Here is a 22,923-nt window from a genome sequence, read left to right as displayed (position 1 = left end):
AGTGACCACATCGAATGCGGCTGCGCGCGCACCGCGATGCGGAACGCGCGCAGCCGTCATTCGAGGTACTTACTTGACCTTCTTGGCCGCGGCCGCGAGCTGCGGCAGGAACGTCTCGAGAGCGACCGGGATCGACAGCACGGTCGGGCCGGACATCGCCGCGGACGGCTTCTGCTCCTTGATCGAGACGAACGTGTCGTTCTTGATCGCCGGGATCTTGCCCAGCAGGGCGTTGCTCTTGATCTTGCTCGGCTCGGCGCCCTGCAGTTCGTCGAACACGACGATGTCCGAGTCGATCTGCGCGGCCTTCTCGGCAGAGAGGTCGACGAAGAACGACTTGCTGCTCTTCGTCTGCTTGGCGATTCCGTCACCGTCGGGCAGGCCGAACTCGGCGAGGGTGCGCGGACGGTTGTCGATCGGGGTGTAGACACCCACCGTGTTGAGGTTCGTCGGCGTGAAGTAGACCCACGAGGCCGTCTTGCCCTTGAGCTCGGGGTACTTGACGACGGCGTCGCTGATCTTCTTCTTGGTCTCGGCCATGAGCTTCTCGCCCTCGGCCTTCTTGCCCAGAGCCGTCGCGATCATGGTCGTCGACTCCTGCCAGGACGTGCCCCAGGCGACCTTCGGGTACGCGACCGTGGGTGCGATCTTCGAGAGCTTGTCGTACTGCTCCTTCGTCAGACCCGAGTTCGTTCCGAGGATGAGGTCGGGCTGGTACGTCGCGATCTTGTCGACGGGCGTGCCGTCCTTGTCGCTGAAGCGCGCCGGAGCCTTGCCCCCGATCTTCTTGAGCTGAGCGTCGAGCCAGTCGGTGGACTTGTTCGCGTTGGCGCCCCACGTCACCTCGGGTGCCGCGACCGGCGCGACGCCGAGGGCGGCGACGACGTCGGCGTCACCCCACCCGACGACGACGACCTTCGTCGGGGCCTTCTCGATCTTCGTCGTACCGAACGCGTGCTTGACCTCGACGGGGAAGCCAGACCCGGCGCCCCCACCCGAGCTCTTGCTCTCCGACGACTCGTCGGACGACGAGCCGGTGCCACAGGCGGCCAGGGCGGTGGCGGCAGTGCCTGCGGTGGCGAGGGCGAGGAAACCACGGCGGTTGATCACGGGGGACCTTTCGATGAAGGGACAACAGCAGATAGGCAGTTACGTCACGTCGACGTGACGCAATGCCTGGCAACGTGAGTTAGGCAATGCTAACCTCACATGTGTTGCTCGATGCAACGCCCGCACCCGCAGCCGAGACGGAAGGCGTCGATGATGACCCCGACCACCGCACGCGCTCGCGCGTTGCGCCCAGTCGATCGCGGTGAGGCCGGCCGGATCCTGGCCGACCTTCGCGCGCAGGACTTCGTCTTCACCGTCCTCGAAACCGAGCGCGTCAGCGACACCTACCAGCGCGTGCGCTGCGCAGGCAACGGATTCCTGCGCACTCATGCCCCGTACCCCACGATGTGGGTGCGCCTGTGGTTCACCGATCCCACGGGAACCGGCGCCGGCCACCAGCGCGCCTACACGCTCGTCGACCCCGACGTCGAGACCGGCACCTTCTGGCTCGAGTTCGCCATCCACGACGGCGCTGCCGCCCGCTGGGCACAGCAGACCGTCCCCGGCGACGAGATCGAGGCCAGCCTCTACGGGTCGGAACCGTCCCTGCCCGATTGCGACGACGTCGACCGTCACCTCCTCGTCGGAGACACCGCCTCCCTGCCGGCGATCAACTCGCTCCTCGACGCCGTGAGCGCCGCGCCGACCACTGTTGTCCTCGAGTGGGTGCACCCCGAGGACCGTGCGCTGCCTGTTCGCCTACGTGCACAGGATTCGCTGCGCTGGGTGCGTCGCACCGACAACGGTCAGGGCCTGCTCGACGCCGTCGATGCGGAGATCGCCGCGTTCGTCGCTGCAGACGGGGCGCCCGGCGAACGCACGAACCTGCACGCCCCCGAGGCCACCTGCACGCGGCTGTTCGCGTGGGGCGCCTGCGACACTGTCACGACCCGCGCCCTGACGAGGAAGCTGCGCGCGGCAGGCCTTCGTCGCGACTGCATCAAGACGCTCGGCTACTGGTTGCCGCCGAAGGAAGCCGACCAAGCGCTCGCCGGCTGACGCGCGGCCGGCCCGCCCACGAAGCGAGACGAACTGCCCACGCCCCCTCGGGAGCGTGGGCAGTTCGTCTCACGTCAGGCCCGTGAGGCCAGCGTTCAGGCCTTCGGGACGTTGCGCTCCAGTTCGTCGAGCCAGGCCTTGCCCGAGGCATCGGACGGCATGCGCCAGTCGCCGCGGGGAGACAATGCACCGCCGGCGCTCACCTTCGGTCCGTTCGGCAGCGCCGAGCGCTTGAACTGCTGGCTGAAGAAGCGCTTGTAGAACACCTCGAGCCAGTGACGGATCTCCTCGAGGGAGTAGACCGGGCGCTTGTCCTCCGGGAAACCGGCCGGCCAACGGCCGTCGTCGACGTCGTCCCAGGCGTGCATGGCGAGGAACGCGATCTTGCTCGGGCGGAAGCCCTGCGAGAGCACGTGGTAGAGCGTGAAGTCCTGCAGGTTGTACGGGCCGATGTTCGCCTCGGTCGACTGCGGCGTCTCGCCCTCCTTCGTCGGCACGAGCTCGGGCGTGATCTCGGTGTCGAGGATCGACAACAGCGTCTCGCCGACGCGCTCGTCGAACTGGTCGCTCGAAGCCACCCAGCGCACGAGGTGCTGCATGAGCGTCTTCGGGACGCCGGCGTTGACGCCGTAGTGCGACATCTGGTCACCGACGCCGTAGGTGCACCAGCCGAGTGCGAGCTCCGACAGGTCACCCGTGCCGAGGACGATGCCGCCCTTGCTGTTGGCGATACGGAAGAGGAAGTCGGTGCGCAGACCGGCTTGGACGTTCTCGAACGTGACGTCGTAGACCTCCTCACCGCGCCCGAACGGGTGGCCGAGATCCTTCAACATTTGCGTGGCCATCGGGCGGATGTCGACCTCCTCGAACGTGACGCCGAGCGTCTCGCCGAGCTTGTACGCGTTCGACTTCGTGTGGTCGCTCGTCGCGAAGCCCGGCATCGTGTACGCCAGGATGTCGGTGCGCGGGCGTCCGAGGCGGTCCATCGCCTTGGCCGCGACGATGAGCGCGTGCGTCGAGTCGAGACCACCCGAGACACCGATGACGATCTTCGGCTGGCCGATCGAGCGCATGCGCTGCTCGAGTGCGCTGACCTGGATCTCGTACGCCTCGTAGCAGTCCTGGGCGAGGCGGGCTTCGTCGGCGGGCACGAACGGGAAGCGCTCGATCTCGCGCTTGAGACCGAGGTCGGCGTCCGGCACACCGAGCTCGAACGGCACCTCGCGCAGCGGTCGCGCCGGGCCGAAGCTCAGGCGGTTGTCGTCATAGCTGCCGTAGCGCTGGCGCGCCTGGCGGATGGCACCGAGGTCGATGTCCGCGACGCTGGAGCGCGGGCCCTCGGGGAAGCGTTGAGTCTCGGCGAGCAGGGTGCCCTGGTCGTAGATCATCGTCTGGCCGTCCCACGCGAGGTCGGTGGTCGACTCGCCCTCGCCGCTGGCCGCGTAGACGTACGCCGACAGCGTGCGGAACGACTGGCCCTGAACCGTGAGGCTGCGCTGGGCGGACTTACCGATGGTGATGGGCGAACCGGACAGGTTCATGAGGACGCTCGCACCCGCGAGGGCCGCCTCGGACGACGGCGGGATCGGCACCCACACGTCCTCGCAGATCTCGACGTGGATGGCCAGATCCGGCAGGTCGAGTGCTCGGAAGATGAGGTCGGGACCGAAGGGCACCTCGCCGAGTTCCTCGCCGAGGTCGACGTGCTCACCGCGCTGATCCTCGCCGAACGCGTACCAGCGCTTCTCGTAGAACTCGCGGTAGTTGGGCAGGTAGCTCTTCGGCACGACGCCGAGAACCTCACCCTCCTTGACGACGACTGCGCAGTTGTAGAGGCGCTGGCCCTTACGAATCGGCGCGCCGATGACGGCGACGGGCGTGAGCCCGCGCGAACCGTCGACGACGGCGGCGATCGCGCGCAGCACGTCGTCGAGCAGCACGTCCTGCATGACGAGGTCCTCGACGCTGTAACCGCAGAGGTTGAGTTCGGGGTAGACCGCGGCCGCCACACCCTCGTCGTGCAGCTCACGCATCGACTCGAGAACGCGCTCGGCGTTCGTCATCGGGTCGGCGAGCGCAATGGGGTGAGTGACCGCCGCGACGCGGGCGAATCCGTGCGCGTACAGGGAACGGAAGTTCATGGTTCCCAGCATGTCAGAACCCACTGAGGACGCCTGTAAAGCAGGTGCCGGCGCCCCGCGGTGACGCCACGGCGGGGGCCGTTGGCTACGGTCTAGTCATGACGCACTCCGGCTGTTGGACTACGCGCTCGAGCACCCCGAAGTACACCAACCCGTGGATCAGCGTCCGGGAGGACGCCGTCGTGCGCCCCGACGGCGGCGAAGGCGTGTACGGCGTCGTCACCATGCGCAATCCGGCCGTTTTCGTCGTCGCGATGACGGACGAGGACGAAGTCCTCATGGTCTCGCTCTACCGCTACCCCACCCAGGCGATGTCGCTCGAGGTACCGGCCGGCGGCAGCGACGGTGAGAACCTAATGCTCGCAGCGCAGCGTGAGCTCGTCGAGGAGACCGGCTACACGGCCCGCGAGTGGCGCGAAATCGGGCGCATGAACGCACTCAACGGAGTGTGCGACGCCCCCGAGCACGTCTTTCTCGCCACGGGCTTGCAGGCTGCGGCCAGCGTCGAGGACGTCGAGAGGGCAGCCCGTGAGCAGAAGGCAGAAGGGATCTCCGCCGTTCGAGCCGTTCCGTGGCTCGACCTCACGCGTCTCGTCGCCGACGGAGAGATCACCGATGGCGAGACACTCGCTGCCCTCATGTTCGCTGCGGCCGCCCTCGGGCGGTTGTGACAACAGGTGTTGCGCAACAGGTAACGTCGGTGACGGCGCTCACACTCGCGAGCGCGATCAGCCGAACCCACGAGGAACGACATGCCCAGCGACGTCGAGATCGCAGCCGCCTGCCCCATGCAGCCCATCGAGGACATCGCGGCGAAGATCGGCATTCCCGAGTCCGAGATCTTCCGCTACGGCCCGCACAAGGCCAAGGTCTCGCTGCCGTACGTTCAGGGGCGCGATCGGCGTGAGGGCAGCAAGCTCGTGCTGGTCACCGCGACGAGTCCGACGCCGGCCGGCGAGGGAAAGACGACGACCACGGTGGGCCTCGTCGACGGGCTCGCGCAGATCGGCGAGTCCGCCGCAGCGGCACTGCGCGAGCCGAGCATGGGACCCGTCTTCGGCATGAAGGGCGGGGCCGCCGGCGGGGGGCGCGCCCAGCTCAACCCGATGACGGACATCAACCTTCACTTCACCGGTGACTTCGCGGCCATCGCCGCCGCACACAACCTGCTCGCAGCGGTGCTCGACAACCACCTGCAGCAGGGCAACGCGCTCGGCATCGACCCGCGCCGCATCACCTTCAAACGCGTGCTCGACATGAACGACCGCGCGCTGCGCGACATCGTCATCGGCCTCGGGGGCCCGACGAACGGCGTGCCCCGCGAATCCGGCTTCGACATCGTCGTCGCCAGTGAGGTCATGGCCATCTTCTGCCTCGCCACCTCGATCGACGACCTCAAGGAGCGCCTCGGTCGCATGGTGGTCGCGCGGACCTACGAGAAGGCACCCGTGACCGCGAGCGACCTCCGCGTCCACGGCGCCATGGCGGCTCTTCTCGCCGACGCGTTGGCGCCCAACCTCGTCCAGACGCTCGAGGGCAACCCCGCCTTCGTCCACGGCGGCCCGTTCGCCAACATCGCGCACGGCTGCAACTCGGTGACGGCGACGCAGACCGCCCTCGCTCACGCCGATTGGACCGTGACGGAGGCTGGCTTCGGCGCCGACCTCGGCGCGGAGAAGTTCATCGACCTCAAGTGCCGCTTCACCGGCCTGCGCCCGGACGCCGTCGTCCTCGTCGCGACGGTGCGCTCGATGAAGTACCACGGCGGCGTGGCCGTCGCCGACCTCACGACGGAGAACGTCGAGGCGATGCTCGCCGGCATGAGCAACATCGAGCGCCACCTCGCGAACATCCGCGACGTGTGGGGCCTGCCCGTCGTCGTGGGCGTCAACCGCTTCCCGAGTGACACCGACGCCGAGATCGAGGCCTTCACGAAACACGTCGAGGGGCTCGGCGTGAAGGTGGAGATCTGCACCCACTTCGCCGACGGCGGCAAGGGCGCGGCGGGGCTCGCGAAGGCCCTCGTCGAGATCACGTCCGGCCAGAAGCCCGAGCTGTCGTTCACCTACGGCGACGACCTCGGGCTCGCGGCGAAGGCAGAGACGGTCGCGCAGCGCATCTACGGCGCGGAGCGACTCGAGATCCCCTCGGCCGTCGCCAAGCAGATCGCCCAGTTCGAGGACGAGGGTTACGGCCACCTTCCCGTGTGCATCGCGAAGACGCAGAAGTCGTTCACGACCGACGACGCCGAACGCGGCGCCCCGTCGGGCCACGTCGTCGAGGTGCGCGAGGTGCGCCTGGCCGCCGGTGCGGGCTTCGTCGTCTTCGTCTGCGGCTCCCTCATGACGATGCCGGGTCTGCCGAAGAAGCCGGCCGCGCTGGCCATCGACGTCGACTCCGAGGGCGCCGTCACCGGCCTGTCCTGACGGGCGACGCGCACCGAGGGAAAGATCCGCCCTTCGTGCGTCCAAGCCGGCGGCTCGGACGCACGAAGGGCGGATGTCGTCAGGTGGGGCGCCTCACGGCAGCACGCGGGGGCTGTACTTGACCGCCGCTCGCGCTTCCGCGCGTGCTCCGGCCTTGGCCATCGCGACCTTGCGCGCCTTGGCCGTGTTCTGCGCGATGAGAAGCAGCGCCTGCTCGGCGCGCTCACGGCGGAAGGTGGTGCGAGCGCTCGTGTTCCACGAGCGGTTGAACAGACGCTTCGCCGCAGCGAGCTGATCGGGCGACTTCGTGGTCAGCTCGTGCGCGAGGTCCATGGCGGCAGCCAGCGGGTCGTCGCTCACCTCGGAGGCGAGACCGAGCTCGACGGCACGCTCGCCGGAGACCATCTCGGCCGTCATCGTGAGCTTTTTCGCCACGTCGATGCCGACGAGTTCCTTGAGCGACTGGACGCCGCTCATGTCGGGGATGAGCCCCCACTTGCCCTCGAGCACCGACCACTCGGCGTCAGGTGTGGTGTAGCGGTAGTCGGCGCCCAGCGCGATCTGCAAGCCGCCGCCGTAGCAGTGGCCGTGAACCGCGGCGACGACGGGAACCGGCACGCGCCGCCACGCCCAGCAGGCTTCCTGGAAGGTGTTCGTGCCGCGCCACGGGCGAGGGATGAACGCCGGGATGATCTTGGCCGGGGCCTTGTTGACCGATCCGAAGTCGAGACCGGCGCAGAACGAGCGTCCCTCACCCGAGACGACAACGACGCGGACGGCCTTGTTCGTGCGCACGTGGTGCGCCGCAGCCACCAGCTCCCCGAGCATGGGCAACGTGAGGCCGTTGAGCTTGTCCGGTCGGTTGAGCTTGACGTGGGCGATGCCCCCGGTGATCGTCGTCTCCACATTCGCCATTGCGTCAGCGTACGTCGACGGCGCCGCGTCCGACAGGCGATTGCCCGGGTTGTGCAGCGCACGAGCCATTCGTCGGCCGTCAGCCTGACGACGATCGTGCTCGTACAGCCCCTCGAGCACCATCGCCTCGTGGGCGGCGCCGCGGTAGAGCTCGAAGGCCGCCACGGTGATCCACGGAACGACGGTGACGACGAGAAGGACGACGGGCAGCGACACGTGCTGCGTTCGACAGGAGCACCGCACCCGCGAGCACGGCGAGGGTCGCGAGCAGGATGAACGTGTGCAGGCCGGCCCAGGAGCGGGTCGTGAGGTAGTGGGCGAGGTACAGTGCCACCGTGTAGAGGCCCACCGGAACGGCCAGCGCCAGAGCGGCGACCGTGTGGTCGACGTGCGAGCCCGTCTTCTCGAACGACAGGGCGACGACGTGCAGGCCCCCGACGACGGCCGCCAGGCTCGGCCACACGAGGAAGTGGGCGTAGCCGAAACCGAACGAGCGGCTGCGGAAGCGATGGAGCACCTTGCCGAACGGGGTGATGAAGTAGCTCCACCACATGCCCACCGCCATGGCGATGCCCGAGAGCGCCACGAGGATCGCGCTGCCCCAGTCGATGGTGCGCTCGGCGTCTCCGAGGATCTCCTCGAGCGTCAGCACGGGGCCCGCGACGATCTCGCCGATCGTGATGATGGTGAGCAGGCCGTGTCGCTCCGCGATGTGGTGGGCGTGCCACGGGGTGCCCTTTCCACGTTCGGCGATCAGGGGCCCTGTCAGCTCGACGCACGTGACGAGAGTCGTCAGGGTGAAGATCGCCGGGAGCGGCAGGTGCATACCCTCGAGAAAGGTCGTGGCGACCCACAGGATCTGTGCGACGACGAGGGTCGCCATGTACGTCGCGATCGCCCTGCGGTGCTCGGGGTCGCTGCGATAGGCGCGCGCCCACTGGCACAGCATCGCGCCCCGCATGATGACGTACCCGATGACGATGACCGTGTTGTCGAAGTGCCCTTCCTCGATCGCCTCGAAGGTCCGCGGGATGCCGAGGGTGAAAATGACGACGCCGACCATCTGCACCATCGTGAGCAGACGGTAGAGCCAGTCGTCCGAGTCGTACGCACTCGCGAACCAGGAGTAGTTGATCCAGGCCCAGATGATGCCGAAGCTCGTGAAGGCGAACGCCCGACGGCGCCCGCCACGTGGCCCACCGCAATCCCGTGCGCGAGCTGCGACGCCCCCGTCGCGACGGCGACGACGAACGTCAGGTCGAACAGGAGCTCGAGCGTGCTGGCCACGCGTCCGCTCTCGTGGGGGTCTCGGCCCGACATCGGGCGAATGCGAGAACGAAGGTCGTCGGCGGTGACCGAGGGGGTCGTCGTGGCCGACATTATGACCCCGCGCGTCGACGCGTCAGAGCGCCGTCCACGCTCACGCGTCGGTGCGCAGCTCCGCCGACTCGTAGATGCGGGCGCCCGCCAAGGACGGCGCGTAGGCGTGCACGGTGAGGGCTGGGCTGTCACCGAAGGCGCTCGTACGGTGAATGAGACCGGGCGCAAGCCAACGGTGTTCGTCGGCCGTCACCACGCGCGTGGTCTTCTCCCCCGACGACAGGTGCACCTCTTCGAGCAACGATCCGCGCACGACGACGAAGGCACCGGACGCGGCACCGTGATCGTGCCAACCGCTCGTGGAGCCTGGCGGCCAGGTGATGGCCCACATCTCGAGGTGGGGTGTGCCGGCCAGCGAGGCACGGCGGCGGTTCCCGTCGGCCGGCAGGTCGTCGAGATGCGCGGCCAGCGAATCGTCGCTCGCGAAGAGTCGGGCCACACGCACGAGTTGCTCGTCGGTGAAGCTGGTGATGCCGGGGGCGTCGGACGAGGTTCGCATGGTGATTCCTGGAGTGATGAGGCAACCCAACCCGCAGAAGGCGGGGTCGACCGCGGACATCTCCCAGCCAACCACCTCCACCGAGCGTCCACTCCTCCCGCACCTGTGGATTTGCTGACACTTCCCCTGCGCAGCCGTCAATTTCCCGACAAGGGACGCGGCAGGCCGCGAGCAGGACGGAGACAGGCAAGACCGCCGAGCAGCGACCGCCGCACGGCGGGAAGGGGCGCCACTCGTGTGCGAGTGGCGCCCCTCCCTCTTCCCCAGAGCCCCGCGCAACGAGAGCGCAGGGAGTTTGCTCGGCGGGCCAGAACCGGCACGGGGGAAGGTCGTGCGCGAGAGCAGACGCGATCCGGCGGATCGAGCCGCTCTGACCGGCCACGCGAGGCGCCCGCCGATGGGGCGGACACCTCGCGGGTCACAGGGCGGCCTTGACGCCCCCGGAGAACATCGAGTCGTGCAGTTCGATCTGGGTCAGCTTCGTGCCCGCCGGGACGTCGAAGACGAGGACGCCCTTGACCTGGTTACCGGGGTTGATCTGGTTGAACAGCACGTCGTTTCCCTGGATGGAAGCGCCTGCCATCGTGTCGGCGGAGAACTGCGTGTCGGAGGCGTCCATGGCCTTCTGGTCGGAGTCCGAGAGGCCCTGCTGTTGGTCGCCGATGTTCTTCACGGTGACGTGGACGAGGGTGTACTCGCCCTGAGCGGTTTCACTCACGTACTGCTGCCCCACCGTCTTCTTGCCGCGCTCGACCTTCGTGATCGTGAATTCGAACTTGCCGTCGCGCACCGGCGTACCCACCGCGGGCAAGGCGTCTCCGCCGTCCTTGGACCCGCCATCCGAGTTGCCCTCGGAGGTCTTGCTCTTCGAGCTGCTGCTCGGCGCCGCGTCGTCACCACCCTTGGAGCCACCTCCCCCGATTGCCGATCCGAAGCCCACGATCAGGACGAGCGCGAGGATCGCCGTGAGGAACTTGTGGCGCAGGAACCAAATCTTCTTCTTGGGCGGCGGCTGCGGTTGCCAACCACCCTGCGGGTAGCCCTGCTGGGGGTAGTGGCCCTGCTGCTGGAACGTGTTGTTCTCGTCGTTCATGTGACTCTCCGGGGAAAAGGTCGGCGTGGCGCCGACGGCGATGGTTGATGTCGCCCCCTCGTACGCTTCGCATCCGGCGGCGACACCCGAAGGATCATCGCGCTCGATCCCCTCGCGCACATCGGTCGATCGGGCAGAATCCACCTGCCCGATCGGTCGGGGCGCACCGTCCGCGCCGAGCCGTCCCGGCGAACCACTCGCCACCGACGACGAGCTACCCGCGAAGCTATGAACTCCCTCTGAAAGGGCAATGGCCCCAGGGCCCCCGCGCGCACCCAAAAAGTGACCGACATCTCACTCGACGCCGACCAATCAAAATAACAACCGCTGAACGCACGACCAACTTGGCGCCAGTGCTGGGCAGACAGCTCCTTCTGGCGAACCCCTGCCCATTTCAACCTACCCGCCCTAGACGCCCGTGAGCTTCTTGGGCGAAATTTAATTCTGCTATCGCACATACCATAGGATCGGGCTCCGCCCCCGGTCCGGCCTCAGCCCGACTTGATCGCAGCCGTCATCTCGGCCAGCCGCAAGGAAAAGAAGTACATGAACGCTCGCTCGATTCGCGCACGTCTGCGTACCACCACGATCGCGACGACGGCCGCTACGGCCATGCTCGCCACGGGAGGCGTGGCTCTGGCCACGCCTGCAGCAGCAGCCACGCGCCCCGTGGAAATCCAGGCCACCGTCCTGGTCCTCGACGACGGCCAGCCCATGGTCAGTGCCATCGTCGACCGCCTCGCGAAGGAGGGCGTCGACTACGAGAAGGTCGACCTCACCTCCGCCTCGCGCCCGCAGCTGACTCCGGCATTCTTCGCGAGCCAGGGGTGGCTCACCACTCGGGCGAAGTTCATGGGTGTCGTGACGCCCAGCGCCGAACCGGCGAGCCTCACCGCCGCCGAGCGGGCCACCCTGGCGCGATACGAGAGCACCTTCAAGGTGCGCGAGTTCAGCGCGTACAACTGGCCCAGCGCGGGCATCGGCCTGGAGAACCAGTACAGCGGCGCCGTCGACGGCATGGCCGCCGACCTGTCCGGCGCAGCGAAGACCAACGGCTTCGAGTACCTCAAGGGATCGGTCACGTTCGACGACCTCTCCCCCGGTGTTTCCGAGAGCTACGGATACATCGCGAAGAAGGCCGCCACGAGCAACGGCGCCACCTATACGCCGTATCTCACGCTCCCCGTGCCCGGAACGGGCGAGAACGGCTCCCTCCTCGGCGTCTACGCCAAGGACGGGCGCGAGCAGCTCATCAGCACGGTCGCGTCCAACGCCTCGCAGCAGCACTGGAAGGTGCTCTCGCACGGCATCGTCTCGTGGCTGACCCGGGGGATCTCGACCTCCTACTCGCGCAACTTCCTCGCGGTTCAGGTCGATGACGTCCTGCTGCCCGACGCCGAGTGGAACGCCGAGGGCAACTGCACCGTCGGCGACGACTGCAACCCCGCCACCTACCCGGAGACGGCGCCCGGCGCCACCTCGCGCATGACGGCCCAGGACGTCGACCAGCTCGCCGCCTGGCAGCGCACCAACGGCGTCAAGCTCGACGTCGCCTTCAACGGCGCGGGTGCGGCCGACCAGAAGGCCGAGACCGGCTCCGACGCCCTCGAGGCGTCGTTGCTGGCCAACAAGAACGAGTTCCGCTGGATCAACCACACGTGGTCGCACCCCTACCTCGGCTGTGTTCACGACGACTCGACGACGCCGTGGCAGTGCGCGAAGACGTCGACGGGTGGCATCAACTGGGCCTCGCAGGCCACGATCGCCTCCGAGATCAGCAAGAACGTCGCGTACGCCAAGACGAACACGCTGCCCAACTTCGACGCCGCGAGCCTCGTCACCGGCGAGCACTCGGGTTTGAAGTCGCTGCCGCAGATGCCGGCCGACAACCCCTACCTCGCGCCCGCCCTGACGCAGCAGCGCATCAAGTGGATCGCCTCGGACGCCTCGCGCGAGAGCGAACCGCGCGTCCTCGGCTCCGCGACGACCGTGCCGCGCCACCCGATGAACATCTACTACAACACCTCGACGAAGGCTAACGCCGTCGACGAGTACAACTGGCTCTACACCAGCCGCGCCGACGGCGGATCCGGGCTGTGCGAGGACAACCCGGCCACGAGCACGTGCATCACGCCGCTGACGCAGGACGGGTTCGACTCCTACATCGTGCCCAAGGAGAAGCAGATCGCCCTGGGGCACGTGCTCGACAACGACGCCCGCCCGCACTACGCCCACCAGAGCAACCTGACGGGCGACCGCATCCTCTACCCGGTCGTCGAGAGCATTCTCGTCTCCTACCGCGGCGTCTACGCCGACAACGCTCCCATCGTCAACGTCACGACGGCCGAAGCGGGCACGCAGCTCGTGCGTCAGCAGACGTGGCGGGCCAGGAGCTCGCAGGTGCAGGCGACGATCTCCGGCACCAAGCTGCAGCTGTTCAACAACTCCTTCTCCGCGATCGACGTGCCCGTGACGGCACCGTCCGGCACCCGCTCGGGCCTTTCGACGTTCGGGCAGAGCTACGGCGGGCAGTCGTCCGACTGGGTGCGCCTGAGCGGCCTCGGCCTCAAGACGTTCACCCTGCCCACCGCGACCGGTTTCGCCACGAGCGCCTCGTGGGACACCTCCGCCGCCGCGACGCCCGCCACCCCGAGCGCGCCTGCCCTCACACCGGGCACGGCGAAGGACGGCACGTCGACGCGAGAGATCGTCCAGCCGGTCGCCGACAGCGACCTGATCGCGGCCGCCGGCTGAGACCCGCATGCACGTGGCGTTGCTGAACGAGGGGACGTATCCGGTCGTGCGCGGCGGGGTCAGCACCTGGTGCGACCAGTTGGTGAAGAACCTACCCGAACACGAGTTCTCCATCGTGACGCTCACCGGCACGCAGCACGAGAGCGTGTGGCCGCTGCCCTCCAACGTCCGCTCGTTCCAGGCCAAACCCATGTGGGGTGAGGTGAGGCGTCGGTGGTCGTTCGAGGCGCTGCGAGCCTGGGGTGAGTCGTCGGCGATCGACTCCGCCTACCGCCAGTTGTGGTCGGCCGTGTTGCCGCCTGCAGGTCGATCGGCCGACCTGCAGGCGGCGACGGCCGGGCTGCGCGTCCTCGCTGCCGAGTACGCCCAACCCCTCATGGCGCACTTCACGGGCGGCCTGGGGACGAAGGCGCTCATGGGCGCCTGGGCGTCGCACGTGAAGGGCACGGGCCTACCACCGCTGTCGGGGTCGCAGGCGGCGGACGTCTCGCGGCACGTCGACCGTTTTCTCGCGGTGCTCAACGTGTCATGGCCGAGCGTCGACCTCATCCACGCCACGACGAACGGTCCGGCAGGGCTCATGGCACTCGGCCGGCACTGGCGGGACGGCACACCCATCGTCCTGACCGAGCACGGCGTGCACCTGCGCGAGCGCTACCTCGCGCTGCGCGCCGCGAACTTCCCCTGGACCGTGCGCTACGCCCTCATGGCGATGACGCGCGCCGTCTGCCAGACCGTTTACAACCACTGCGAACTCATGACGCCCGTGAGCGAGTTCAACGCAGGATGGGAGCGCGAGCTCGGAGCGAAGGCGCAGCGCGTCATCACCGTGCCCAACGCCGTCGACGCCACGGCCTTCCCACCCGTCGAGGGCGAGCCGGACGTGCCGACCGTCAGCTTCGTGGGTCGCATCGACCCGCTCAAGGACCTGGCCACCCTCATCGAGGCGTTCGCGATCGTGCGCGACTCGGTACCGGATGCCCGCCTGCGGCTCTTCGGCCCGACGCCAGCCGGCAACGAGGCCTACCGGGCGGAACTCGACGCGCTGGTCGTCGCATGCGGCCTCGAGGCGAGCGTGACGTTCGAGGGCGCGGTGCCCTCGGCCCGACCCGCCATCGAAGCGGGCCACGTGGTCGCCCTGTCCAGCATCTCCGAGGGGCTGCCCTACACCGTCATCGAGTCGATGATGTGCGGCCGCGCGACCGTGAACACCGACGTCGGAGGAGTCAACGAGTGCGTCGGGCGCGACGAGACGTGCGGGCTGCTCGTACCGCCACGCGACGCCCAGGCCCTGGGTGAGGCGCTCGTGCGCCTGCTCGTCGACGATGCGGAACGGCAAGCCATGGGACGCCGTGCGCGCGAGCGCGCCCTGTCGACGTTCGACCTCGCGAAGTTCACCGCACGCTACCGGTGCATCTACCAGCGCAGCGCCGCCACGGTGCCCGAGGCAGACCTCGACGACGTCCGCCGCGCCCTCGAGGCAGCCGACTCGAGCGCCACACGTGAGTACGCCGCCGCGACCCACGCCGCACCCACCACCACGGAGGCCGAGTCGTGTCGATGACGCTCAAGGAGGCGACCGGGACGAGGGCGACGGGCGACGACGAGACGCACCCCGAGCTCGCCGCCTCGGTCGACAACACCGTCGACCTCTTCGACGCCGCCGCTCACCTCGAATCGATGGGGTTCGGGGGCCGCAGCTCGGTGCGCCACGGCTATGCGAACACCTTCGCGCACGCTGACGCGCTCGTGCGCACGCGCCTGGCCGGCGCCGTCGTCCTCACGGGCCGCGAGCGCACGGACGAGGTGCGCACGTGGAGGCGGGCCTGGAGCCAGGCGCTCGCCCGATCCCTCACGATGCTGTGCGGCGTCCTCATCTGCATCGCCACGGTCTCCACGCACAACACGAACGCCGTGTTCACCGCCGGTGCCGTCGGGTGGCTCGCGGGGCAACTCGTCAGCGCGACGATGTGGCAGGGCCTGTCGTCCGCCAGCCGTCTCAAGGCCGAGGTGAACGGCGCCTGCGTCGGGACGGTGGCCCTCCTGCTCTCTGCGGCCACCTGCCTCGTCGTGGATTCCTGGGCCCCCCTGCTGTGGGCGTTGTGGAGTTGTGCGATCTCGGCGCTCGTCGTCATCGGGTCTCCGGTGCAGCTCCTGGGCGCTGTCCTGCCCTGCGCCGCACTGACCGGGGTGCTGCTGCTCGTCGAACCGAGCATGGCCCTCGTCGTCAGCCGCATCATCATCCTCGGATTCGCGGCGGTGACGGGATACGTCGTCCTCAAGGCTGCCTGGGAGCAACAACAGCGTGCCCGCACGTTGGCGCGTGAGGTCCTGCACCCCATCCTGGTCTGGAGCACCATCCAGACGCTCGCACTCATCACCCAGTTGATGGTGCTCGTCCTGCACGTCGGCAGCGCGTTCACGTCGTCGTTGGCGCTCGCCGGCCTCGCAGCCTCCGCGGCCTGCGAACCGGTGCTCGACAGCGCCCTGCTCGGCGCGAAACGCCTTGCGGTCCTGACCCACAGTTGGCGCCAGTTGCGGTGGACGACGGCCGGCCTCGGCGCGCTCGCCGTCGGCCTCGTCTGCGGCGTGGGCCTCATCGCCGCGTTCTTCATGCTCACTGCCGTCGGCGGTGGCCGCGACGATGCCCACCTCTTCCTGCCCGCTGTGCTCATCACAGCCCTCACCACGACCGGCTCGGGCGTGCAGCTACGCACCGGAAACGCCCCGGGGGCTGCGGCGGTGGCCGCCGGCAGCCTCGCCGTCGTCCTAGTCTGTATGCTCACCGGTGGCGCCGTCGGTCTGCTCCTGGCGTCCCTCGTACTGTTCGTCATCGTCAGCGCCGTCACGGCCCGACGAACCTCCCACTCTGCGAATTGGTGACACGTGTTCGACGCCCCTCAACCCACCCCGGCCGTCCCCTGGTACATCCATCCGGCAGAAGCACCTCTCGCGTGGCAGCGCCTGGCCGACGGCGTGTTCGGCTTCGGGTTCGTCGTCGTCAACGTCGACAACGGGCCTGGGCACGGGCCGCAGGATCCGTACTACCGCAGGCCGCTCGAGCGCGGGCTCGCCACGACGACAGCCGGGTACGTCAACGTCGGCTACGGGCAGCGCCCCTGGGATGACGTGCTCGAAGAGGTCGAGCAGTGGCAGCAGTGGTACGGCATCCACGACATCATGCTCGACTGCGTCCCGTCGCAGGATCATCAAGGCGCCTGGTCGGTCGAGTGGATCGACGCGTTGAGAGACGCCGGGGTCGAGCACGTCATCGCCAACCCCGGCGTCGTGCCGACGCGCCGACTCGTCGAGACGGCGGACGTCACCTGCGTGGCCGAGGCCACCTGGCACGACTACGTCCACCTGCAGATGCCCGAGTGGCTCAAGACCATCGGTCCGCACAAGCAGTGGCACCTCGTCCACAATGTGCCGCCGGAGCATCTCAGCTCCGTGCCGGCCCTGGCTGCGAGCCGGGGGGCGCACTTCAGCTGGGCCACCGACCGTGGCCTGCCCAACCCGTGGGACGTGCTGCCCGCCCCGTACGCCGACTGCCACCCCGAGATCGGGAAGGCAGGATGAAGGCCCTGCTTGCCGCAGGGGGCGCGCTCGCGCTCGCCCTGACGGCAAGTGCCTGCACGGGCACGACCGCGCGCGCATCGGCCACCGCAGACAAGACGACCGCCAAGACGTGGTGGAAACCCACCCGGGGCCAGAGCTGGCAGATTCAGTACAGCGGCGGACTCGACACCTCGGCCAAGGCGTCGGTCTACAACCTCGACTGGGACGACACGAGCGCGAAAACCGTCGCCGCCCTGCATCAGCGCGGCGTCAAGGTGATCTGCTACATCAACGCGGGCGGGTACGAGCAGTGGCGTCCGGACGCGAAGAAGTTCCCCGCGTCGACGCTGGGCAAGCCACTCGACACCTGGGCGGGAGAGCGCTGGCTCGACGTGCGCCAGCGCGCCAAGCTGGCGCCGATCATGGCCAAGCGCATGGACGTGTGCAAGGCGAAGGGCTTCGACGCCGTCGACCCCGACAACATGGACGGTTACGCCGCGACGAGCGGCTTCCCCCTCAAGCAGTCCGACGCCGTCGCTTACCAACGTCAGCTCATCGCCGACGCGCACAAGCGGGGCCTCGCGATCGGCCTGAAGAACAGCCTGGAAATCCTCCCGCAGTTGCAGACGAGCATCGACTTCGCCGTCAACGAAGAATGTGTCGCCTACGACGAGTGCGACCGCTACGCGCCGATGCTCGCGGCGAACAAGCCTGTCTTCAACGTCGAGTACTCCGGTTCCGCGGCCAGCGTGTGCTCTCGCGTACCCAAGGGCATGAGCACGATTATCAAGCCTCTCGAACTGACGGCCAGACGCAGCGCCTGCTGACGCCCGTCCGGACGTGGCGCGGCGCCGTCGCACCGGTTCGCGAGCGCGCGGTCACGCCCGCCCCGTGCGCGCCGCGGTGGCAAGGACCGGCACCGCCGGGCGGTCGCTCGCATCACCGGTGGCCGGGCCCGTGGCCGTCACGATGCGACGTAGGCCTCGAGGTGCTTGCCGGTGAGCGTCGAAGCATCGGCGACGAGCTCCGCAGGGGTGCCTTCGAAGACGACGCGCCCCCCGTCGTGGCCGGCCCCCGGTCCGAGGTCGATGATCCAGTCGGCGTGGGCCATGACGGCCTGGTGGTGCTCGATGACGATGACGTTCTTGCCCGCGTCGACGAGGGAGTCGAGCAGCGACAACAACTGCTCGACGTCCGCGAGATGCAGACCCGTGGTCGGCTCGTCGAGGATGTACGTGCCGCCCTTGTCACCCATGTGCGTGGCGAGCTTGAGACGCTGACGTTCGCCGCCCGAGAGCGTCGTGAGCGGCTGACCGATCTTCACGTAGCCGAGGCCCACGTCGTCGAGGCGTTCGAGGACCTTGACGGCGGCCGGCACCTTAGCGGCGCCGTCGTTCGTCTCGCCCCGGAAGTAGGCAAGGGCGTCGGCGACGGAGAGAGCGAGCACGTCGGCGATGTTCTTGCCACCCAGCTCGTACTCCAGCACCTCGGGCTTGAAGCGCTTGCCCTCGCAGACGTCACACGGCGTCTCGACGGTCTCCATGATGCCGAGGTCGGTGTAGATGACGCCGGCACCCTTGCACGCCTCGCATGCGCCCTCGGAGTTCGCGCTGAACAGGGCCGGCTTGACGCCGCTGGCCTTGGCGAACGCCTTGCGGATCGGGTCGAGCAGGCCCGTGTACGTCGCCGGGTTGGAGCGGCGCGATCCCTTGATGGCGCTCTGGTCGACGGCGACGACGTCGTCTCGCCCGCCCAGCCCGCCGTGGACGAGGGTCGACTTGCCCGAGCCGGCCACGCCCGTCACGACGACGAGCACACCGGTGGGAACGTCGACGTCGACGTCGCGCAGGTTGTGCGAGTTCGCGCCGCGGATCTCGAGGGCGCCCGTCGCCTTGCGCGTCGCTTCCTTGAGCGTGACGCGATCGTGCAGGTGGCGGCCGGTCAGCGTGTCGGACCCGGCGAGGCCTTCGACGGTGCCCTCGAACATGATGCGGCCACCCTCGCTGCCTGCGCTGGGGCCGAGGTCGACGACGTGGTCGGCGATGGCGATGGTCTCCGGTTTGTGCTCGACGACGAGCACCGTGTTGCCCTTGTCGCGCAGGCGCCGCAGCAGGTCGTTCATGTTCTCGATGTCGTGCGGGTGCAGGCCGACGGTCGGCTCATCGAACACGTACGTGACGTCGGTGAGCGAGCTTCCGAGGTGGCGGATCATCTTGACGCGCTGCGACTCGCCGCCCGACAGCGTGCCCGAAGGGCGTTCGAGGGAGAGGTAACCCAGACCGATCTGCACGAACGAGTCGAGTGTCTCCGTCAGCCCCTTGAGCAGCGGTGCGACGGACGGCTCGTCGAGGCTCTTCGACCACTCGGCGACGTCGGTGATCTGCATGGCGCACACGTCGGCGATCGAGTACGCGCCGATCTTCGAGGTGCGAGCACCCTCCGTGAGCCTCGTGCCGTCGCACTCAGGGCACGTGCGGAAGACGACGACCCGCTCGACGAAGGCGCGGATGTGCGGCTGCATCGCCTCGACGTCCTTGCTCAGCATCGACTTCTGAATGCGTGGGATGACGCCCTCGTAGGTGAGGTTGATGCCCTCGACCTTGATCTTCGTCGGCTCCTTGTGAAGGAGGTTGTCCATCTCCTTCTTGGAGTACTTCTTGAGCGGCTTGTCCATGTCGAAGTAGCCGGAACCGGCGAAGATGCGCCCGTACCAGCCGTCCATCGACATGCCCGGCACGCGCAGCGCGCCCTCGGCGAGCGACTTCTCGGCGTCGAACAGTTCGTCGAGGTCGAAATCGCTGACGCTGCCGCGGCCCTCGCAGCGCGGGCACATGCCGCCGGTGACGCTGAACTCGCGCTTCTCACGTGTGCCGTCGGCCTTCTTGAGCGAGCCGACGCCGCTCGCCGAGGCGACGTTGAACGAGTACGCGCGCGGCCCGCCGATGCTCGGAGTGGCGAGGCGGCTGAAGAGAATGCGCAGCATCGCGTTGACGTCGGTGACCGTGCCGACCGTCGAGCGCGGGTTCGCGCCGAGACGCTCCTGGTCGACGATGATCGCCGTCGTGAGCCCTTCGAGGAGATCGACGTCGGGGCGCGCGAGCGTCGGCATGAAGCCTTGGACGAACGAGGAGTAGGTCTCGTTGATCATGCGCTGGCTCTCGGCCGCGATCGTCTTGAACACGAGCGAGCTCTTGCCCGAGCCGCTGACGCCGGTGAAGACGGTGAGGCGCCGCTTCGGCAGCTCGACGCTGACGTCCTTGAGGTTGTTCTCCCGGGCACCGGCGACGCGGATGATATCGTGGGCGTCAGCGGGGTGTTCGTCGGTCATGGCACACTCCTGATCGAGGGGACTGCTGCCGATTGTGCCGCGGCACCGAAAACCCCCAAGATCAGCGCATGGCGCGCCCGTGAACACCCGAAGGCGTCACGGGTTCTGGGTGATGACGGAGACCATCTCGTCGTCGCCCGGGTCGTGACCCGGGGCAACCGAGCGCACCTGCTCATTCGTCACGTGCCACGTGCGCTCGTACGGTTCGAGGCTCACGGGCTCACCCGACTCGAGCGACTTCTCGATGGCGGCGAGCACCCTGACGTCGCAGAGGCCCTCGGCACCCGAGGGTTCGGGCTCGGACCCGGCGCGAACGCAGTCGACGAAGTATTCGACCTGTCCGGCGAACTGGTCGACGGGGTCGTACCGGTGCTCGCTGCTGTTGCCGTCGGCATCCGTCGTCGTCCAGGTGATGGCGACGTCACCGCCCCAGTCGTAGCAGCTCGAGGACGTAATGATGCCTTCACTGCCCGCCAGCGTGAAGCTCTCGGTGTACGCCGTCGAGTACGCAGCGGTGAATTGCGCGACCCGCTCGTCCGGGAAGACGAGGGTGACGGCCACCGTGTCGGGGAAGTCGCGATCGCTCGTGCGCACACCGTGAGCGCTGACCTCGATCGGCTCCGCGTCGAAGAGCATGCGGGCCTCGTTGAGCGGGTAGGTGCCCATGTCGGCCACCGGGCCGCCCCAGAAGCCGTTGTTGGATCGGTGGTTGCGCTCGTCGATCGTCTGGGCGAAGACGCTCGAGAAGAATCGGGGTTCACCGACCGCGCCCCCACGCACCGCCTCGACGAGGGCCACCGTGCCCGGCTCCTGGTGGAGGCGGTAGGCGGCCATGAGGGTTGCCCCGCCACGCTCGGCCGCGTCGATGATCGCCTGGGCGGCTTCGACGCTCACCTCGAACGGTTTCTCCACGAGCGCGTGGAGGCCGGCCTCGAGCGCCGGGACGGCGAACTCGCGGTGGCGGAAGACGGGGGTGGCGACGTAGACGGCGTCGATGGTGCCCGAGGCGAGCAGTTCGGGGTACTGCTCGTAGCCGTAGGCCGCCAGACCGTACTGCCCGGCGAGCCGGTCGCGCTTCTCCTCGTCACCGGAGACGAGGGCGACCAGCTCGGAGCTCTCCGTACGGCCGATCGCCGGCATGAACGCCTGCTGGGAGATCTGGCCGCCTCCCACGACAGCCCAGCGGATCGCCCGCTTCTCCTCGGTGTTCTTTGCGTTTCCTTCGGCGTTGATCGTCATGTTTCCCACCCTAGGCACACCTGACCGGCGGGCGGCAGGGGCCTTACGGGTGGGTGTGCACCGGCTCGTCGCGGCCGGCTCCTGCAGGCGGGGTGGAAGGATCGTCCCCGGCAGTTCCGGCCGATGGCCACCCTCCTGCCTCTACAGTGACGCCGTGAGTTCCCCCGCGCCCGCTTCGAGTTCGACGCTGCCCGTCGGGGATACGTCGAAGCGGCGACGGGTGTGGACGAACGTCGGCATCATCGCAACGACGTTCCTCTCGGCCTCGCTGGCCGCCGGGTATGCGGACACCCGCCTCTACGGTCACCGCGCCGGCGAGACCATCGGCGACCTGACTGCTGCCGCGTTCTTCGCCTCACTCGCGGTGTGTGCGGGTCTGTGCTGGCGGTTTCGTTCGACGGCTGCCCTCCTCGTCACCGCCGTCATCGCCTGTCTTCCGTCGTTGTTCCTGCCGGCGGACAGCCTTCCGGCGCTCATCGCGATGGCGAGCGTCATCGTGTGGCATCCCGACGTGCGCGCTCGGGTCGGTGTGGCGGCGGGCGCGACGCTGGCGACGTTCGCGGCCGTGTGGCGCGACTCGCGAGGCACGCGCGCCGGCACGAGCTTCTGGAACAGCCTCGAACATCCCGACGGCAGCCCCGGCACGTGGGAGCCGATGGCGCTGTGGCAGGTCGTGCTCATCACCGCGTTGCTCGTCGCGGCCTTCGCGGGGGTGGCTCTGCTCCGGCGCAGCCGTCGGGACGTGACGCGCGAGCACGCCCGCGCCGCACAGGCCCAACGTCAAGCGCATCAGGCCCGTACATACGCCGCCGAGGCTCAGTCGCGCGCGCAGGATCTGGGGCGACGCCTGGCCGAGCAGGACGAGCGCGAAGCCCTGGCGCGGGAGGTGCACGACGTGCTGGGGCATCGCCTCAGCATCCTCGCCATGCAGGCCAACGCTCTGGAGATCGAGGCGCAGGCCTCCGATGCGCCCGACGTGCAGGAGCGCGCACGCCAGATCCAACAGGGCGCGGCCGGTTCGATGACCGACCTGCGTTCGCTGTTGGCGATCCTGCGTCACGGGCCCCAGGCCGGCGAGCGTCCGTACGAACTGGCCGACATCGCGACGCTCGTCTCCGAGTGCATCGATGCGGGCACACCCGTCTCGTCGAATGTCTTCGTCGACCAGAGCAAGCCACTCGATCCGGTCGTGTCGCGCAGCGCGTACCGGATCACCACCGAGTTGCTGACGAACGCACGCAAGCACTCCCCCGGAAACCTCGTCCGCCTGAGCATCCACGGCAACCCACGGGAGGGGCTCGTCATCTCCACCGAGAATCCGATGGCTCCCGGCGGTTCGGGTACCGGCAGCCAGAGTGGCCTGGCCGGCATCGGACGGCGAGCCAACGATCTCGGTGGCCAGTTCTGGGCCGGGCCGAGCGACGACGGCCGCACCTACACCGCCACGGCGAGGTTGCCCTGGCACCTGCCCCGATGACTCA

Annotated in this window: 17 protein-coding genes; 9 read left to right on the top strand and 8 right to left on the bottom strand. The window is 68.4% G+C overall.

Annotated features, from left to right (window positions below; all coding sequences use genetic code 11):
• Nucleotides 1-69: 69 nt before the first annotated feature.
• On the bottom strand, nt 70-1,110 hold the full coding sequence (locus AA983_RS05470; protein ID WP_052946888.1) for an iron-siderophore ABC transporter substrate-binding protein: 1,041 nt from the start codon (nt 1,108-1,110) through the stop codon (nt 70-72).
• A gap of 153 nt (nt 1,111-1,263) precedes the next feature.
• Here AA983_RS05470 and AA983_RS05465 point away from each other — a divergent pair, with 153 nt between their 5' ends.
• Nucleotides 1,264-2,109 (top strand): siderophore-interacting protein, encoded by an 846-nt coding sequence (locus AA983_RS05465; protein WP_047311013.1) that lies wholly within the window; start codon nt 1,264-1,266, stop codon nt 2,107-2,109.
• A 95-nt stretch (nt 2,110-2,204) separates the two neighbouring features.
• On the opposite strand, the gene AA983_RS05460 is transcribed toward AA983_RS05465, so the two are convergent.
• Nucleotides 2,205-4,250: an NAD(+) synthase gene (locus AA983_RS05460; RefSeq protein WP_047311012.1), complete on the bottom strand. Its 2,046-nt coding sequence runs from the start codon at nt 4,248-4,250 to the stop codon at nt 2,205-2,207.
• 98 nt (nt 4,251-4,348) lie between these two features.
• Here AA983_RS05460 and AA983_RS05455 point away from each other — a divergent pair, with 98 nt between their 5' ends.
• On the top strand, nt 4,349-4,921 hold the full coding sequence (locus tag AA983_RS05455; RefSeq protein ID WP_047311011.1) for an NUDIX domain-containing protein: 573 nt from the start codon (nt 4,349-4,351) through the stop codon (nt 4,919-4,921).
• An 81-nt stretch (nt 4,922-5,002) separates the two neighbouring features.
• Nucleotides 5,003-6,676, top strand: a complete 1,674-nt coding sequence (locus AA983_RS05450) for a formate--tetrahydrofolate ligase (protein WP_047311010.1) — start codon at nt 5,003-5,005, stop codon at nt 6,674-6,676.
• A gap of 93 nt (nt 6,677-6,769) precedes the next feature.
• On the opposite strand, the gene AA983_RS05445 is transcribed toward AA983_RS05450, so the two are convergent.
• The 4 genes from AA983_RS05445 to AA983_RS05430 all read right to left on the bottom strand — a co-directional run bounded on the left by AA983_RS05445 (nt 6,770) and on the right by AA983_RS05430 (nt 10,563).
• Nucleotides 6,770-7,591 carry a crotonase/enoyl-CoA hydratase family protein gene (locus tag AA983_RS05445; protein ID WP_047311297.1) on the bottom strand — a complete coding sequence of 274 codons (822 nt, stop codon included), beginning with the start codon at nt 7,589-7,591 and terminating at the stop codon, nt 6,770-6,772.
• A 79-nt stretch (nt 7,592-7,670) separates the two neighbouring features.
• On the bottom strand, nt 7,671-8,726 hold the full coding sequence (locus AA983_RS05440) for a low temperature requirement protein A (protein ID WP_231579543.1): 1,056 nt from the start codon (nt 8,724-8,726) through the stop codon (nt 7,671-7,673).
• A gap of 285 nt (nt 8,727-9,011) precedes the next feature.
• Complete coding sequence (locus AA983_RS05435) at nt 9,012-9,470, bottom strand: cysteine dioxygenase family protein (RefSeq protein WP_047311009.1); 459 nt, start codon at nt 9,468-9,470, stop codon at nt 9,012-9,014.
• A 418-nt stretch (nt 9,471-9,888) separates the two neighbouring features.
• Entirely contained in the window at nt 9,889-10,563 is a 675-nt protein-coding gene (locus AA983_RS05430; protein WP_047311296.1) for a DUF4352 domain-containing protein, read from the bottom strand.
• A gap of 546 nt (nt 10,564-11,109) precedes the next feature.
• Here AA983_RS05430 and AA983_RS05425 point away from each other — a divergent pair.
• Genes AA983_RS05425 through AA983_RS05405 form a run of 5 tightly spaced genes read left to right on the top strand, consistent with a single transcriptional unit; the run spans nt 11,110 to nt 17,702 of the window.
• Nucleotides 11,110-13,317 carry a hypothetical protein gene (locus AA983_RS05425; RefSeq protein WP_156170189.1) on the top strand — a complete coding sequence of 736 codons (2,208 nt, stop codon included), beginning with the start codon at nt 11,110-11,112 and terminating at the stop codon, nt 13,315-13,317.
• Nucleotides 13,318-13,330: 13 nt separating this feature from the next.
• Nucleotides 13,331-14,881 carry a GT4 family glycosyltransferase PelF gene (gene pelF / locus AA983_RS05420; RefSeq protein ID WP_197078946.1) on the top strand — a complete coding sequence of 517 codons (1,551 nt, stop codon included), beginning with the start codon at nt 13,331-13,333 and terminating at the stop codon, nt 14,879-14,881.
• Nucleotides 14,878-16,200, top strand: coding sequence for a hypothetical protein (locus AA983_RS05415; RefSeq protein ID WP_047311008.1), 1,323 nt, complete (start codon nt 14,878-14,880; stop codon nt 16,198-16,200). Before pelF ends, AA983_RS05415 begins: the two co-directional genes overlap by 4 nt.
• Nucleotides 16,201-16,203: 3 nt before the next feature.
• Nucleotides 16,204-16,896 (top strand): spherulation-specific family 4 protein, encoded by a 693-nt coding sequence (locus AA983_RS05410; RefSeq protein ID WP_047311007.1) that lies wholly within the window; start codon nt 16,204-16,206, stop codon nt 16,894-16,896.
• On the top strand, nt 16,893-17,702 hold the full coding sequence (locus AA983_RS05405) for an endo alpha-1,4 polygalactosaminidase (RefSeq protein WP_052946884.1): 810 nt from the start codon (nt 16,893-16,895) through the stop codon (nt 17,700-17,702). Before AA983_RS05410 ends, AA983_RS05405 begins: the two co-directional genes overlap by 4 nt.
• 137 nt (nt 17,703-17,839) lie before the next feature.
• Here the strand turns inward: AA983_RS05405 and AA983_RS05400 are convergent, their stop codons facing one another.
• Nucleotides 17,840-20,203, bottom strand: a complete 2,364-nt coding sequence (locus tag AA983_RS05400) for an excinuclease ABC subunit UvrA (RefSeq protein WP_047311006.1) — start codon at nt 20,201-20,203, stop codon at nt 17,840-17,842.
• A gap of 96 nt (nt 20,204-20,299) precedes the next feature.
• Nucleotides 20,300-21,442 carry a Gfo/Idh/MocA family protein gene (locus AA983_RS05395; RefSeq protein WP_047311005.1) on the bottom strand — a complete coding sequence of 381 codons (1,143 nt, stop codon included), beginning with the start codon at nt 21,440-21,442 and terminating at the stop codon, nt 20,300-20,302.
• 154 nt (nt 21,443-21,596) lie between these two features.
• Here AA983_RS05395 and AA983_RS14705 point away from each other — a divergent pair, with 154 nt between their 5' ends.
• Entirely contained in the window at nt 21,597-22,919 is a 1,323-nt protein-coding gene (locus AA983_RS14705; RefSeq protein ID WP_197078945.1) for a sensor histidine kinase, read from the top strand.
• Nucleotides 22,920-22,923: the final 4 nt, after the last annotated feature.

The sequence above is a fragment of the Dermacoccus sp. PE3 genome (assembly GCF_001021715.1).
Classification (GTDB): Bacteria; Actinomycetota; Actinomycetes; order Actinomycetales; family Dermatophilaceae; genus Dermacoccus; species Dermacoccus abyssi.
The sequence above is the reverse complement of the archived record's forward strand: the minus strand, read 5'-3'. Positions and strand labels throughout refer to the sequence as shown.